This is a genomic window from Pseudoduganella sp. R-31 (genome assembly GCF_049913235.1).
In the GTDB taxonomy this organism is placed as follows: domain Bacteria; phylum Pseudomonadota; class Gammaproteobacteria; order Burkholderiales; family Burkholderiaceae_D; genus Rugamonas.
The window spans coordinates 5,437,059-5,452,510 of sequence record NZ_CP183986.1; the positions used below are offsets into that span (position 1 = coordinate 5,437,059).

Annotated in this window: 15 protein-coding genes and 1 pseudogene; 11 read left to right on the forward strand and 5 right to left on the reverse strand. The window is 62.9% G+C overall.

Features of this window, described 5'->3' with window-relative positions; translation table 11 throughout:
- Window positions 1-100: 100 nt before the first annotated feature.
- The 4 genes and pseudogenes from ACN9MY_RS24715 to greB form a co-directional block, all read right to left on the reverse strand.
- Window positions 101-559: pseudogene (locus ACN9MY_RS24715) on the reverse strand (ABC transporter ATP-binding protein); the annotation flags it as partial.
- A gap of 32 nt (window positions 560-591) precedes the next feature.
- Complete coding sequence (locus ACN9MY_RS24720; protein WP_426318957.1) at window positions 592-1,809, reverse strand: efflux RND transporter periplasmic adaptor subunit; 1,218 nt, start codon at window positions 1,807-1,809, stop codon at window positions 592-594.
- 7 nt (window positions 1,810-1,816) lie between these two features.
- A complete protein-coding gene (locus ACN9MY_RS24725) occupies window positions 1,817-2,497 on the reverse strand; it encodes a YIP1 family protein (protein WP_426318958.1) in 681 nt (226 codons plus the stop codon).
- A 120-nt stretch (window positions 2,498-2,617) separates the two neighbouring features.
- Complete coding sequence (gene greB, locus ACN9MY_RS24730) at window positions 2,618-3,181, reverse strand: transcription elongation factor GreB (protein ID WP_426318959.1); 564 nt, start codon at window positions 3,179-3,181, stop codon at window positions 2,618-2,620.
- Between the two features lie 39 nt (window positions 3,182-3,220).
- Here greB and ACN9MY_RS24735 point away from each other — a divergent pair, with 39 nt between their 5' ends.
- From ACN9MY_RS24735 to ACN9MY_RS24750, 4 genes are all read left to right on the forward strand, one after another.
- Window positions 3,221-3,802, forward strand: coding sequence for a hypothetical protein (locus ACN9MY_RS24735; protein ID WP_426318960.1), 582 nt, complete (start codon window positions 3,221-3,223; stop codon window positions 3,800-3,802).
- 14 nt (window positions 3,803-3,816) lie between these two features.
- The gene (locus ACN9MY_RS24740; protein ID WP_426172293.1) at window positions 3,817-4,908 is read left to right on the forward strand and encodes a histidine kinase; all 1,092 of its coding nucleotides are present in this window, start codon (window positions 3,817-3,819) and stop codon (window positions 4,906-4,908) included.
- Window positions 4,901-5,548: a response regulator gene (locus ACN9MY_RS24745; protein ID WP_426336280.1), complete on the forward strand. Its 648-nt coding sequence runs from the start codon at window positions 4,901-4,903 to the stop codon at window positions 5,546-5,548. Before ACN9MY_RS24740 ends, ACN9MY_RS24745 begins: the two co-directional genes overlap by 8 nt.
- Window positions 5,549-5,661: 113 nt before the next feature.
- Window positions 5,662-7,239, forward strand: a complete 1,578-nt coding sequence (locus ACN9MY_RS24750; protein WP_426318961.1) for a GGDEF domain-containing protein — start codon at window positions 5,662-5,664, stop codon at window positions 7,237-7,239.
- A gap of 51 nt (window positions 7,240-7,290) precedes the next feature.
- Here ACN9MY_RS24750 and ACN9MY_RS24755 read toward each other — a convergent pair whose 3' ends face one another.
- A complete protein-coding gene (locus ACN9MY_RS24755; protein ID WP_426163724.1) occupies window positions 7,291-7,911 on the reverse strand; it encodes a hypothetical protein in 621 nt (206 codons plus the stop codon).
- A gap of 348 nt (window positions 7,912-8,259) precedes the next feature.
- Here ACN9MY_RS24755 and ACN9MY_RS24760 point away from each other — a divergent pair, with 348 nt between their 5' ends.
- From ACN9MY_RS24760 to ACN9MY_RS24790, 7 genes are all read left to right on the forward strand, one after another.
- On the forward strand, window positions 8,260-9,720 hold the full coding sequence (locus ACN9MY_RS24760; RefSeq protein ID WP_426163726.1) for a flagellin: 1,461 nt from the start codon (window positions 8,260-8,262) through the stop codon (window positions 9,718-9,720).
- Between the two features lie 76 nt (window positions 9,721-9,796).
- The gene (locus ACN9MY_RS24765) at window positions 9,797-10,168 is read left to right on the forward strand and encodes a flagellar protein FlaG (RefSeq protein ID WP_426163728.1); all 372 of its coding nucleotides are present in this window, start codon (window positions 9,797-9,799) and stop codon (window positions 10,166-10,168) included.
- Between the two features lie 182 nt (window positions 10,169-10,350).
- Entirely contained in the window at window positions 10,351-13,005 is a 2,655-nt protein-coding gene (gene fliD / locus ACN9MY_RS24770) for a flagellar filament capping protein FliD (protein WP_426318963.1), read from the forward strand.
- Between the two features lie 21 nt (window positions 13,006-13,026).
- Window positions 13,027-13,464, forward strand: a complete 438-nt coding sequence (gene fliS / locus ACN9MY_RS24775) for a flagellar export chaperone FliS (protein WP_426163733.1) — start codon at window positions 13,027-13,029, stop codon at window positions 13,462-13,464.
- 12 nt (window positions 13,465-13,476) lie between these two features.
- Complete coding sequence (locus ACN9MY_RS24780; protein WP_426318964.1) at window positions 13,477-13,803, forward strand: flagellar protein FliT; 327 nt, start codon at window positions 13,477-13,479, stop codon at window positions 13,801-13,803.
- A 14-nt stretch (window positions 13,804-13,817) separates the two neighbouring features.
- On the forward strand, window positions 13,818-15,095 hold the full coding sequence (locus tag ACN9MY_RS24785; protein ID WP_426163738.1) for a flagellar hook-length control protein FliK: 1,278 nt from the start codon (window positions 13,818-13,820) through the stop codon (window positions 15,093-15,095).
- Complete coding sequence (locus ACN9MY_RS24790) at window positions 15,082-15,438, forward strand: EscU/YscU/HrcU family type III secretion system export apparatus switch protein (protein WP_426163740.1); 357 nt, start codon at window positions 15,082-15,084, stop codon at window positions 15,436-15,438. Before ACN9MY_RS24785 ends, ACN9MY_RS24790 begins: the two co-directional genes overlap by 14 nt.
- The last annotated feature ends 14 nt before the right edge of the window (window positions 15,439-15,452 follow it).

The following is a 15,452-nucleotide window of genomic DNA, read 5'->3' on the forward strand; positions in this document are numbered from 1 at the left end:
GCGTCACCATCACGACCGTCTGGCCGTTCCGGTGCACGTCCTTGATCAAGGCCATGATTTCGCGCGTGGTGGCCGAATCCAGGTTGCCGGTCGGTTCATCGGCCAGCAGGATCGATGGCTTGCCCACCAGTGCCCGCGCGATCGCCACACGCTGCCGCTGGCCGCCGGACAGCTCGTTGGGCCGGTGATGCATGCGCTCACCCAAGCCGACGTGCTCCAGCGCCTCACGCGCCATGCGCTTGCGCTCCGATGGCGGAATGCCGCGGTAGATCAGCGGCTGCGCCACGTTATCCAGCGCAGTGTGGCGAGGCAGCAGGTGGAAGCTTTGGAAGATGAAGCCGATTTCCTCGTTGCGCACCTGGGCCAGGTCGTCGCTGGCCATGGTCGCCACGTCTTTGCCGTTCAGGAAATAGGTGCCTGCGCTCGGCCGGTCCAGGCAGCCGACGATATTCATCATCGTCGATTTGCCGGAGCCCGAAGCGCCGATAAACGCCACCAGTTCGTTGCGCTCGATGTGCAGGTCCACACCCTGCAAGGCATGCACGGTCTGGTCGCCCATCTGGTATTGCTTGGTGATGCCGGTCAGCGTGATCACGGCTTGCTTCCATCGGCGACCTTGAGGGCCTTGGGCTCCGCCACCTTGGCCTTGACGGCAGTTCCTTCACGCAGGTCGCGCAAGGTGCGCGCCGGCCCCACTGCAACGGTCTCGCCGAGCGCCAGGCCCTTGATGATCTCCTGGTTGCTGTCATCAGACAAGCCCAGTTCCACGGCGCGCTTCTTCGCCACGCCGTCGACAATCGCGTAGACATAATTGCTGCGCTTGCCCTTGCCTTCCGAAGCCTCGGTCAGTTGCACGGCCTGCAGCGGAACCACCGGCCGCGGCGCGCCGTCGCCGGTCACGATCTCGGCACGGCAGGTCATGCCGGAGCGCAGCGCAAGCTGGTGCTGCGCCAGCTTGACCTTGACCACGTAGCTGCGGCCCTGGCTCGCAGCCTGGCCCAGGCCCTGGGGCTTCGGCGCCAGCGAGACCGATTCCACGCTGCCGCTCAGCGGACGGTCGGCATAGGCCGAGGGGAAGATGCGCGTCTTCAGCCCCGGCGCGACGTTGGCGATATCGCCTTCGTCCACGTTTACCTCCGCGATCATGGAGCTGACGTCGGCGATCGTCATCAGGCTGGAGCCGGCAATCCCCGTAGCGCTGGCCACGGCCGTTTCACCGGCCTTGATCGAAACGCTGGTGGCGGTACCCGAAATCGGCGCCCGCACCTCGGTCTTGGCCAGGCGCTCCTGCGCCAGCGCCAGCATCGCCATCGCTTGCTGACGGCTTTCGCGCGCACTGCGCAGCGACACCACCGCCAGGTCCACCGCCAGCTTCGCATCATCGAGGCGCGACACATCGATGAACTTGGCAGCGGCCAGCTGGCGCGAGCGCTCCAGCTTGCGCTGCTGGTTTTCCAGGTCGATCTGGGCGCGGTCCACGCTGACGGCCGCGTTGCGCACCGCCGCTTCCTGCTGCGCCACATCGGCTTTGTAGGTGCTCGGATCGAGGCGCAGCACGACCTGCCCTTTTTCGATCTTGTCGCCCTCCTTCACCAGCACTTCCGACACCTTGCCGATCACTTCCGGCGACAGTTGCACCTCCTGGCGGAACACCAGGCTGCCGGACGCCAGCACCGCAGGATAAATCGCCTTGTTCTCGACCTTGGCCAGTTCGGCTTCGACCTTCGGCGGCGAGCCGCCGAACTTGACGGCGACAGGAATGCCGATGAAGGCCGCCACCACGGCCAATGCAATCAGTTTGCGTTTCATGCGCGCCTCATTTCTTGAACAGGATCCAGGCGGTCCAGCAGCCGTAGATCACGACATACGGCAGCGCCGCGATGATGGCGCAGGTCGTGGTGCTTTTACCGGTCCAGGTACGCAGGCCGATCGCGGCCAGCAGGACCACCCAGATATCGGTGAGCTTGAGTGCGCTGGCGATCCCTGCCCGTGGCGTATGCGGCGCAGCGTGCACCAGCAGGAAGTTCAGCGACAGCATGTCCGCTTGTTCGAGCGCCAATTGGCCCTTGCTGGTGATGATCTGCAGCGCCATCAGCGGCACGCCGATCAGGCCTGGCAGCGAGGCCCATGCCGCCAGCGAGAAGCCGGACTTGAAGCTCAGGTCCATGCTGGCCAGTTTCCCCGCCAGCCAGTAATACAGTCCCAGCAGGCAGTAGATGAACAGGGTGCCCACGATGATGCCCGCCACCCCCATTCCCATCATCACGCCGCGTGTCATGGTTTTGCTGGCCGCCTCGCGCTGGTCGGCGGGCATGTCCGGCGGGAAGGTGTTCATCATCATCCAGTCCCAGTCGACGGTCTGGAAATACCAGACCAGGATGCCGATACTGCTCACGTAAAGCAGCAGCAGCGGCAACCACGCCCGCGGGCGCTCCTTCAGCGCCGCGAACGCCGCGGATGGATCATAGAAGACCTGCGTCAGTTGAGCGAAAGCCATGCGCACACCTTGCCATAAAAGTAATTAAAAATTTATTATAACAACTTGGCAAAGTTGCACTGATAATACTTTGGCGATGAATTACTGCTGCAGGCCGCTATTGCGGTATCCCCGCCTTGCTCAGGCGTTCGGGGAGGGGTAGCTGACTTCCAGGATTTCCAGTTCTTCGGCGCCATTCGGCGTGTGCAGCAGCACTGTGTCGCCCTCGCGTGCTTTGGTCAGCGTGCGGGCGACCGGGCTGATCCAACTGACCTTGCCCTTCAGCGGATCGAATTCGTCGATGCCGACGATGGTGATGGTGTGTTCCTCGCCGTCGCGCCTGGCGTAGGTGACGGTGGCGCCGAAGAATACCTGGTCGTTGCCATGGTGGATGCTGGGATCGACTACTTCGGCCAGGTCCATGCGCTTGGTGAGGAAGCGAATGCGGCGGTCGATTTCGCGCAGGCGGCGCTTGCCATAAATGTAGTCGCCGTTTTCGGAACGGTCGCCGTTCGATGCGGCCCAGTGCACCACCTTCACCACCTCGGGACGCTCGACATCGATCAGCTGCAGCAGCTCATCCTTGATGCGCTGGTAGCCAGCCGGCGTAATGTAGTTCTTGGAGCCGGGAGGGATCGGCGGCGCACCTGGCGGCAGGTCGTCGTCATCGTCCTGCTCAGCCTCTTTGACAAAAGCTTTGTTCATAACCGTTTTCTAATTATTTGGTGCAATAATGGCACTCACATGAAGCGATTGTACACACTCAGGCGGCGCCTGTTCGCCCCCCTCGTCTACTGCGCAGCCCTGTTCCTGATCTTCGAGGAATGGCTGTGGGATCTCGGGGCGCGCCTGATGGCGATACTGGCTCGCTTCCCGCCGTTGCGGGCATTGGAGCGCATCATCTGCAGCCTCGGCCCCGCTGCCGCCATGGCCGTGTTCCTGCTGCCGGCACTGATGCTGTTCCCGGTCAAGCTGCTGGCCCTGTTCGCCATGGCGCGGGGCCATGCCTTCATGGGCATCAGCGTATTCGTGCTGGCCAAGGTAGCTGGCGCCGCCGCCGTGGCGCGGCTGTATGCCCTGACCCGCCCGTCGCTGCTGCGCCTGCGCTGGTTCGCCTGGCTGCACGGCCGCTTCATGGAATTGAAAGAACGCTGGATCGCGCGCCTCAAAGCCACTGCCGCCTGGCGTGAATGCCGCGCCCTGGTCGACCATGTGCGCGAACGGCTGCGCCGCTGGCGCGCCGGCTGGCGCCGCGGCCGTTTCGCCGCCCGACCGATGCGCGTGCTGCGCCGCTTCAGCGCGTTCTGGCGCATGCGCCGCCGCTGACAATCCAACCACATATGCGTCCAGCCTTGCCGACCGCCCTCCACCATATCGCCGCCAACGCTCCCGGACTGGTCTACCAGTTCCGCCGCCATCCTGACGGCAGCGTGTCCTTCCCCTATTTGAGCGATGGCTGCCTGGCCCTGCTGGGCATCAACGCCGCCGAACTGCAGGCCGAACCTGAGCGTTTCCTGTCGCTGGTGCTGCCGGAAGACCGCCCCGCCTACCTGGAGTCGATGCAGTCCTCGGCCAATTCCCTGTGGAGCTGGAACTGGGAAGGCCGCATCTGGGTCGAGGCCTGGAAAGACGTCAAGTGGATCAACCTGCGCAGCACCCCGCATGCCCTGCCCGATGGCGGCGTGCAGTGGGAAGGCATCATGTCCAACATCACGGAGAGCAAGCAGGAGCAGCTCGAAGTGCGCGCCAGCCGCGCCCGGCTGGCCGAGCTGACTGCCCATATCGAACGGGTCAAGGAGCAGGAACGCGAACGCATCGCGCGCGAAATCCACGACGACCTGGGCGGCAACCTGACTGCCATCAAGATGGCCCTGGCCATGCTGGCCGCGCGCCTGCCGGAAGGCGATGACACCCTGCAGCAGAAGGCGGCCTACGTCGACTCCCTGGTCGACCGTACCATCGATGCCGTGCATCGCCTGACGCTCGACCTGCGCCCCTCGGTACTGGACTTCGGCCTGCTGCCGGCGCTGGAATGGCAGGTCAAGGAATTCGAAGCCCAGGCCGGCATCGCCTGCACCCTGCAGGCCAGCATGAAGGAACTCGAACTGGACCCCGAACAGGCGGCAGCCCTGTTCCGCATCGCACAGGAAGCGTTGACCAATATCGCCAAGCACGCGCAAGCGAGCGCGGTCACCGTCAAGCTGACGCGCAGCCGCGGCGTCCTGACCCTGAAGATCATCGACAATGGCCGCGGCATCCGCCCGTCCGACCGCGCCAAGCCCGACTCCTTCGGCCTGCGCGGCATGGCCGAGCGCGCGCGCGCGCTGGGCGGCACGCTCAACCTGGGTCATGCAGCCGGCGGCGGCACCGAAGTGGCGATCAAAATCCGCCTCCCGGCCCACGCGCCAGACGTTACAATGGGTCATGAGTGAAAAAGCCGTCATCAAAGTATTTATTGCCGACGACCATGCCATCGTGCGCGAGGGCCTGAAGCAGATCCTGGCTGAAACCAAAGACATCGTCGTCGCCGGCGAAGCGGAAAATGGCCTCGATGCCATCAAGCTGTTCCGCAAGTCCGGCTGCAATGTCCTGCTGCTCGATATCTCCCTGCCCAACCGCAACGGCATCGAAGTGCTGAAACAGGTCAAGAAAGACAAACCCGAGCTGGCCGTGCTGATGCTGTCCATGCATCGCGAAGACCAGTACGCCATCCGCTCCCTCAAGGCCGGCGCTGCCGGCTACCTCACCAAGCAAAGTGCACCGAAAGAGTTAGTAAATGCAATCCGCCAGTGCGCAGCGGGGTTAAAATATGTTAGCCCGGCACTGGCCCAGGAATTGGCCAACCATGTCGGCGAGGACCATCAGGCTGCGCCGCACGAAACGCTGTCCGACCGCGAGTACCAGACCCTGACCATGATCGCCTCCGGCAAGACCGTAGGCACCATTGCCAAGGAGCTATCACTCTCGGTCAAGACCGTCAGCGAATACCGCTCCCGCCTGCTGGCCAAGATGAACCTGAAGAACAGCGCCGAACTCACGCACTACGCCATCAAGAACCAGCTGATCGATTAGAAAATGATGCCAAGAAGTAAGCACATTTTCTCCCGTTTATCATTGAATCATGCGACTGGACAGTGGCTTAAGATGCTGGTAATCGGTAAACCTTAATGAAGGCTGTACGTCAGATGTCTAGCAAACCCACCAATCCAGCCGCGGCGGACATGAATCCGGCTGATATCGCTCGCGAGGCATTCCGCCGCCTCGCTGTGCGCCGGATTGCCCCTACGCCAGACGCGTATCGCGACATCTACAATGAAATCGCCGGCATCGTGCCGGTGCCGCCGGCCCCGGTCGTGCAGGAGAGCCCGGCAGAAGCCATGCTGGTCCAGTTCGCCGCCCGCCTGACCGACCAGCCGGGCGACCTGGCCGACTTCGGCCGTCGTTTCAACCGTGCCGTCAAGGCGCGCGACTGGGATACCTACGCCCGCACCCTGGCTGCCCTGGCCGAACGGCCCCTGGTCAAGGTCGGCGCCGGCGGCCTGGTGCCTGAAGAAAACAACGAACAGGCGCGCCTGCTGCGCGAACTGCTGAGCCGCACCCTGACCTTTGCCGTCGCTTCCTTGCTGTCCGACAGCCCGAACCTGGTGGCCGAAGCCGAGTCGCTGGGTGCCGCCACCAAGGAAGCCCATACCGAGGCTGCACTGGCCGAGATCGGCAGCCGCCTCAAGGAGCTGTGTTACCAGATCGAGATCCGCAGCGGCGACACCGCCGAGCAGCAAGAACTGCTGCTGCGCCTGTTCCGCCTGCTGCTGGAAAACGTCAGCGAATTGCTCGATGACGACTCCTGGCTGCGCGGCCAGATCGACGCCGTGCAAAACCTGATTGCCGGCCCGATCGACCAGCGCGCGCTGGAAGAAGCCACGCGCAGCCTGAAAGACGTCATCTACAAGCAGAGCCAGCTCAAGCACTCAATCACCGACGTCAAGGCTACGGTCAAGAACATGATGATGACCTTCATCGACCGCCTTGGCGCTGTAGCGACCTCGACGGGCGACTTCCACGAAAAGATTGGTGGCTATTCCGACAAGATCCGCGCCGCCCGCGATATCGGCGAGCTGAACCAGATCCTTGACGACGTGCTGAAGGAAACCCGCCAGGTACAGAGCGAAGCCCTGAAGGCGCGCGACAATATGATGGTGGCGCGGCAGGAAGTGCAGGATGCCGAAGCGCGCATCCACGCGCTGGAAGCGAAGCTGCAGCACCTGAGCGAACTGGTGCGTGAAGACCAGTTGACCGGCTCGCTGAACCGGCGCGGCCTGGACGACGTGTTCGAGCGCGAAACCGCGCGCGCCGACCGCCGCGGCACCCCGCTGTGCATCGCCGTGCTGGACCTGGACGATTTCAAGAAGCTCAACGACACCATGGGCCACATCGCCGGCGACAACGCACTCAAGCACCTGGTCAAGGTAGTCAAGGAGACCCTGCGCTCGATGGACGTGATCGCCCGCTTCGGCGGCGAGGAATTCCTGATCCTGCTGCCCGAGACGACCATCGAGGCGGCGGAAGCCACCATGACCCGCCTGCAGCGTGAACTGACCCGCCACTTCTTCATGCATGAAAACGAAAAGGTACTGATCACGTTCTCGGCCGGTGTCGCCCTGCGCCGCCCGCACGAGGGCCAGTCCGACCTGGTCAAGCGCGCCGACGAGGCCATGTACAAGGCCAAGAAGTCGGGCAAGAACCGCGTGGTGGTTGCTGAATAGCAGGCTCAGGGCCTGAGCGAAAGAGCCCGCCCATGGCGGGCTCTTTTCTATTTAGCGCACGCGCCGGGCCGCCAGGTTTCGTGCCAGCGCCAGCATCGCCAAGCCCAGCAGCGTGAGCATGCCGGCGCCTGGCGCCGGCACATCGGAGGCCGGATCCGTTGCGGCAGGGTCCGGGATCATCCAGGTGGTGAAGGCCAACGAGCGGTCGGTTCTCCGCATCGGGAAATCCGAAAAGTTGTTCTTTTCGTACAGCGGCCCCAAGCCATGCTGCACCATGAATGCGCTGCCACCACCGCCAACATCAAAGACGATGTCGTCACCTGCATTCACGTGCAGCTTAAAGCCTGTCAAATCGACCAGCGTCCCGTCCAGGCGAGACGTAAACGGTGCAGTCCAGCCATCGGTCTGCCAGCTGTCGCCGCCGCCAATCTTGATCTTGACGCTGGTCGTCTGCCAAGTGTAGCCGGGGGCCGTGAATATGCCCAATCCCGACAGGAGTCCGGTTTGGGTCGCGAAAAAATGCTGTTGGTAATGACTATGGATCGCATCGACCGCGGCGCCCGGCCAACTGACCGGGTTATTGACGTCGACGACGGGCAGGACGCCGGCGCACGCCTGGGTACAAGCCACGGCGCATAAGGCGGCAGCCAAACGTTGAGGGAGAATATGCATTGTGATTAACAAAGAGTTATCGGAATTGCATAGTACTCAATATATTTCCAAATGCAAACGTTAATTACCAAGCATAAACATCCCTATTTCTCCGCCCGCCGAACTTTTTTTGCGCGTGAAAAATATTTTTTTTCGGCCTAAAGTTCATGAAAAGCCCGCCGACTAAGCGGCACTCCGTAGGCAACTTGAGGGGTAAAACAGGGGGATTTGCCGGCTAAATCGCCCTAAAGGTTCCCGTGCGGCAACCGTTACCCAAAACAACAGCGGCTTGATCGTCACAAGAACAGCGTGGCGGGCCAAAGTGAATGAGCAAATTGCCCAATCAGTAGTACCGAATGGAGAAATACCATGGCTTCCGTAATTAACACCAACATCTCGTCCCTGAACTCGCAGCGCAACCTGAACGCATCCCAGAGCAGCCTGTCGACCTCCCTGCAACGTCTGTCCTCCGGCCTGCGTATTAACAGCGCTAAGGACGATGCTGCTGGCCTGGCAATTTCGGACCGTATGAATTCCCAGATTCGCGGCATGAACCAGGCAATGCGCAACGCCAACGACGGCGTTTCGCTGGCTCAAACCGCTGAAGGCGCGCTGGCTTCCTCCGGCGACATCCTGCAGCGTATCCGTGAACTGGCAGTGCAGTCCTCCAACGCGACCAACTCGGCTTCGGACCGTCAGGCGCTGCAGACTGAAGTTGGCGAACTGGCATCCGAACTGAACCGCGTTGCCCAGACCACCAACTTCAACGGCAAAAACCTGCTGGACGGCTCGATGGGCACCGCCACCTTCCAGGTCGGCGCTGACGCGAACCAGACCATCCAGGCTGTTGGCGCCAACTTCCTGACCAGCACCTACGGCGACAACCGTATCGAAGGCGCGCCTGCTGCCGTGACCGCTGCCAACACCTCGGCTGCCACCACCGCGACCATCAACGGTTCCCGCGGTTCGGCAACCATCACCACCTTGGCCGCTACCAGCACCGCCAAGTCGGTCGCTGCCAGCATCAACGCACAGACCGCCAACACCGGCGTCACTGCATCGGCCAAAACCGACGCGGCACTGACCCTGGGCGCTGAGTCCTACACCATGACCGTCGAAGGCGACAACGCTGGCTCCCCAGTGACCGTGTCCTTCACCATCGGTACCGGTGCCAACTCGGCTGACGACTATGCTTCGGCGATCAATGCCTTCAATGCGCAATCGTCCAAGACCGGCGTGACTGCCCAGTACGACGAGACCAATAACAAGCTGAAACTGTCGCACTCGACCGGCTCCGACATCAAGCTGACCAACACCAAGACCGGTGGCAACACTGTCCTGAGCGCACAGAACTACAACGCCGCTGGCGCGCTGAACGGTGCAGCCAACGCGATGACTGCAGCAGCTGCTGTGTCGACCGTGATGGGCCGCGTGACCATGGACTCCGAGAGCTCGTTCTCGGTGACGGAAGCCGCTGCAACTGGCTTCAGCCTGGCTGGTGGTTCGACCCTGAAGTCGGTGGCAACCCTGGACGTGACGACCTTCGACAACGCCCAGCTGGCAATCAAGATCGCTGACGCCGCCCTGGCTTCGGTGAACAGCCAGCGCGCATCGTTCGGCGCACTGCAGTCCCGCTTCTCCTCGACCATCTCGAACCTGAGCGCGACGACCGAGAACCTGTCTGCATCGCGCAGCCGTATCGTGGACACCGACTTTGCTGCAGAAACCGCAAGCCTGACCCGCGGCCAGATCCTGCAACAAGCTGGTACCGCGATGCTGGCCCAGGCTAACTCGCTGCCTAACGGCGTGCTGAGCCTGCTGCGCGGCTAATCGCCAATAAGCTAGGTAAAAAAGCGGTTCCCCGCTCCGGTTCGCCGGACCGGGGAATTTTCCGTAGGAGGTCTGTATGACTATCGATTCAATAACTGCTACTGTGCCGCGCGCTGACCGCGGCATCGCGGTCCCGGATTTCGTGGCCCTCCCGGTGGCAGGCCGCAGCCCGGCTGCTGCGGTGGAAACCATCGATGCGGTCAAGGCCAAGGAAGCAACGCCTTCCAAGAAGGATGTGGAAGAAGCCGTTGCAAAGCTGAACAAATCGGTGCAGCAGCGGGCCCAAAGCCTGCTGTTCTCGATCGACGATGACAGCCACCGCACCGTCGTCAAAGTGATTGACCTGCATACCCAGGAAGTGCTGCGCCAGATTCCGACTCCGGAAGCCCTGGAGATCGCCAAGGCGATCGATGCCTTCAGGGGTTTGCTGGTCGATCAGGAAGCCTGACCACTAGCAACAGCGTTCCCGGCCCGGCCTGCCCTTGCGGCAGCCCGGGCTTTTTTGCGCTATGCTGGCCGCAGGGAAGCTTGTCATTTCAGACAAGAATAAACAGGTATTTCCCCCTCTCAAGTCCCCTTTGATTCTGCCGTAAACAAGTTAGACTTATCTTGTTTCCTCAGGAGTTTGCCGTGGCCCTTTCCAGCACCCCAGCACTATCATCTCCCGGTATCGGTTCCGGCTTGCAGGTCAACGACATCGTCGACAAACTCATGGCGGCCGAAGCGGCGCCACTGGCGGGCTACGACCGCAAGACCGCGTCCTACCAGGCCAAGGTGAGCGCCTTCGGTTCACTGACCGCAGCGGTCGGCGTGTTCCAGAGCGCCCTGGGCGGCCTGACCTCGGCCAACTCCTTCAAAGGCTTCTCTACCACGGTAGGCAACAAGGATTTGCTGACTGCCAGCGCTTCGGCCAAGGCAGTGGCGGGCAATTACAAGATCAATGTCAGCCAGCTGGCGCAGGCGCAGACCCTGATGACCACTGGCCTGGCGAGCAAGACGTCGACTATCGGCCTGGGCGGTTCGACGACCCTGTCCTTCCAGTTCGGTACGGCCAGCGGCAGCTTCGGCTTGCAAGGCACGGGCCTGAGCTCATCGATGCTGGCCAACGGCTTGGCCAATGGCTCGCTCAGCATCAACGGCACTGCCATTCCAACCTCAAGCGGCACCAATAGCGCCACGGCACTGGCAAATGCCATCAATGACAAGACCAGCACGACCGGCGTCACTGCCACGGTGGCGAATATTTTCTCCACCTTTGGCGACGTGGCGACCGATGGCACGGGCTCTTACGCGCTGAAAGTCGGCAACGTCACGATCGCCAGCCAGGGAGCAGGCGTCGCGGCGGGCGCCGGCGTCACGGCTGCTTCCCTCGATGCCGACCTGGCCAATGCGGGCGGCGCCACCGCTACCGCACTTGCTGCTGCCGGCATCACGTTTACCGGCAGTGCCGCCGCCGGCACCCTGGAATTCCGCAGTGCCAGCGGCGCCAGCGTGGCCATCACCGAAACCGCCAGCGGCGTCACCGGCGGCGCCAAGACTGCGGCGGGCGCCGCGAACGCCGGGGCCACCTACGCTTCGGCCAGCAGCGTCACCCTGACCTCGGCCAACGGCAGCCCAATCACCATCGCCGGCAACAATCCTGCCGCCGCCGGCCTGACTGCCGGCACCGGCGGCAGCATGTTGGGCGGTGGTTTCAGCCAGGATGCCAGCCAGCCAACGGGTTCCGTCGTCATCGACAGCACCAACAACACCCTGCAAGGCGTGGCCGACGCCATCAACAAAGCCAGCCTGGGCGTGACCGCCACCATCGTGTCCGACGGCAGCGCGTCCCCGTACCGTCTGGTGCTGACGTCGAACAAGACCGGCGAAAACGCGGCCATGAAGATCAGCCTGAGCGGTGATGGCAGCAACCCGCCGGACGCGGCCTTGAGCAGCCTGCTCAGCTATGATCCGGCCGGCACCCAGTCGATGCAGCAGACCAGTGCTGCCCAGGACACCAAGCTGACTGTCAACGGCATTGCCGTCAGCAGCCACTCCAACACTGTCAACGAATCGATCCAGGGCGTGGGCCTGACGGTCAACCAGGTCGGCAGCACGACGCTGAACGTGGCGCGCGACACCAACAGCGTGAAGACCAATCTGACGGCCTTCGTCAAGGCGTACAACGAACTCAACGGCGCGCTGAAAAAACTCACCGCCTACGACCCGGAAACCAAGAAAGCCGGCGCGCTGCAAGGCGACCCGACCGCCCAGTCGATGCAGGCGCAATTGCGCCGCATGATGAGCGGCCAGATCACCGGCCTGTCCGGCAGCCTGACCAATATGGGCCAGGTAGGCATTTCCTTTGCAAAAGACGGCACGCTCAGCCTCGACGACGCCAAGCTGAACAAGGCAATCGAGAAGAATTTCGGCGACATCGCCGGCCTGTTTACCGCGATCGGCAATGCCACCGACCCGAACGTCAGCTTTGTCAGCTCGACTGCAAAAACCAAGCCGGGCAGCTATGCGCTGAACATCACGGCACTGGCCAGCCAAGGTGCATTGACCAGCTCGGCAGCGCTGGGCAGCACCACGATTGCCGCCAACACCACCTGGGCGGTGACCCTGAACGACACCACGCCCAGCAACTCGAAAAATATCGCCAATGTCACCATCCCGGCAGGCACCTATTCGCCCGCCGAACTGGCCAAGATCGTACAGTCATCGATCAACGGCACAGCAGCCTTCTCGGATACCGGTTCCAGCGTCACCGCAGCGATCGACGGCAGCGGCAAATTGGTGCTCTCGTCCAGCAAATACGGCTCGGCCTCGAATATCGCCCTGACCAGTGTCAGCGGCAGCACCGTGGACAGCGTGTTCGGCGGCGCAACGCCGGTGGTCGGCACCGACGTGGCCGGCACCCTGGGTGGCAAGGCAGTGGTCGGAACCGGACAGACCCTCACCGGCGCCGAGGGCACCGATGCGGAAGGCCTGAAAATCGACATTACCGGCGGCGCCCTCGGCGATCGCGGCACCGTCTCCTTCTCGCAAGGCTATGCCTACCAGCTCAACAACCTGGCCACGTCATTCCTGGGCAGCAAAGGCTTGCTGACGACCGTGACCGAAGGCTTAAACAAGAGCATCAAGGACGTGGCCAAACAGCGCGACGCCTTCTCTTCCAAGCTGGACGACATTGAAAAACGCTACCGCACCCAATTTACGCGGCTTGATGCGACCTTGGCGAAAATGCAGAGCACGCAAGCGTATTTGACTCAGCAACTGGCGGCTATTGCCTCCAACAGCTGAGCGCAGGAATAAGGAGAGATTATGTTTGGAACTACTTCACGCGGCGTCAACGCCTACGCGAAAGTCGGTCTGGAAACCGGCGTCAGCTCCGCTTCGCCGCACAAGCTGATCGTCATGCTGTACGACGGCGCCCTGGCTGCGATCATGACTGCGCAGACCCAAATGAATGCAGGTAATGTGCAAGAAAAAGGCAAAGCCATCTCCAAAGCCATCCGCATCATCGACGATGGCTTACGTGCCAGCCTGGACAAGGAAGCCGGCGGCGAGATCGCCCGCAACCTGGATGCCCTGTATGACTACATGAGCCGCCGCTTGCTCGAAGCAAACATAAAGAACAGTCCGGAAATCCTGGACGAAGTGCGCGGCCTGCTGGCCGACCTGCGCGATACCTGGAACCAGATCGGCGGCAACCCTGCCGCGACCACCAATGCCCAGCCTGCTGCTTTGTCCAGCATGTAATCGAGGATGACAATGACGAACGTGGAAATTTTGACCGCCTACACCGCCATGGCAGCACTGACCCACAAGATGGTGGCGGCAGCAACGATGTCCGACTGGGACGGACTGGAAGTGCTGGAAAGCCAGGTAGCGGCCCAGGTGGCCCTGCTGCGCGGCAATGAGGAAGCAGTCGTGCTGGACGCCGCCGAGCGCCAGCAGAAGCTGGGCCTGATCAAGCAGATGCTGGACGACGACCGCCAGATCCGCGACCTGACCATGCCCTGGATGGCCCAGCTGTCCAAACTGATCAACAACACCGGCACTGAACGGCGCCTGGCCGCCGCCTACGGCGCCGTCTGAGCGGGGCGGCTGCCATGCTGCCCCCGCGCCTGGATGTCCGGGGCGTCAGCGCCACCAGCGCGGCTTCGGCCGCGCCAGCGGTTGCCGCACCGCGCCAGGAAGCCTTCCAGCGCGCCCTCTCGCAAATGGTCGGGCAAACCCTGCCCGCCCAGGTCCTCAGCAAATTCTCCGATGGCAGTTTCCTGGTGCGCGTGGCCGATACCAATGCGCGCATGTTGCTGCCAAACGGCATCAATGCCGGCGATGAACTGCCTCTGACCGTCGTCAGCGGCCAACCGCGCGCCACGCTGCAGGTGGGCGCCGGCAGTCCGCAAGCGGGCCAGATGGCGACCTTCGTGTCGGGCGACCAGATGCCCGACATGCCGGCCCAAGGGCGCCTGCCTTCGCAGGAAGCGGCCATCCTGAACCTGAGCGGCAAGCAACCGCAGGCAGCCGGCGGCGCAGAAGCCGGCCAAACTGGCGCCGCGCAAGCCCAGGGCCGCGCGCTGAGTGCCGGCGCTGCCCTGCTCAGCAAAGCCCCGCTGGTGCCGTCCGACCAGTTGCCCTCGCTCGGCAAGGACACGCCGCAGGCCGCGCTCAGTCCCGCCGCACGCGCCATCGCCAGCGCACTGGCCTCCGCCTACACGACGCCGGGCATGCCGGTCACCATCAACGGCAAGGCGCCGCTCAGTGCCGGCGGCCCGCCCGATACGGGAAAACTCAGCCAGGGCTTGCAGCGCGCCCTAGGCGACAGCGGCCTGTTTTACGAATCCCATGTGGCCGAATGGGCCTCAGGCAAGCGTTCGCTGCAAGACTTGCAGCGCGAGCCGCAAATGCAGCGCCAGGCTGCCGCGCAAGGTGCGGGACAAAGCCAGGCTGATGCCGTGGCGAAAGCGTTGGCAGGCCCCGATCTGTCCGCCGCGCAAATGATCAACCAGCAGTTGCACACCCACGAACAAGGCAAGGTCATGTGGCAAGGCGAAGCGTGGCCCGGCCAGCAAATGCAATGGCTGGTCGAGCGCGACCAGCAAGGCGAAGCCGGCGGCAAAGGCAGCCGCCGCGAGGGGCGCGACGGCGAAGCCGATCCCGTCTGGCGCAGCGGCGTGCGCTTCCGTTTCCCCATGCTGGGCAAGGTCGCGGCCAACGTCACCCTGGTCGGCGACCAGGTGCATATTGCTGTCCAGTCCGGTTCGGAAGACACGGCTGCCACCCTGCGCGCCTGGGCCAGCGCCTTGCAGCAAGCCATGGATGCCGCAGGCGCACCGCTGACCTCCCTCGCCATCAACGCGGAGGGCAACGATGGCGCCGAGTGAGCAGAACGAGCAGCCGCGCAAGCCGCTGCAAAGTGCCGTCGCCCTCGCCTACAAGAGCGGCGAAGCGGCACCAAAAGTCGTCGCCAAAGGACGCGGGCTGGTGGCCGAGCAAATCATTGCCGTCGCCGCCGAACATGGCGTGCACATCCACGAGTCGAAAGAACTGGTATCGCTGCTGATGGAAGTGGACCTGGACCAGCAGATCCCGCCACTGCTCTACCGTGTAATTGCGGAACTGTTAGCGTGGCTTTATCATATTGAAGCAGCGCAAAAGACTGGCCAGCCCCCGCCCCCGGCGCCCGATCTCAGCGTACCGAATGAATCCCCAGAAAACGGACTTTGATGCACAGCTATATT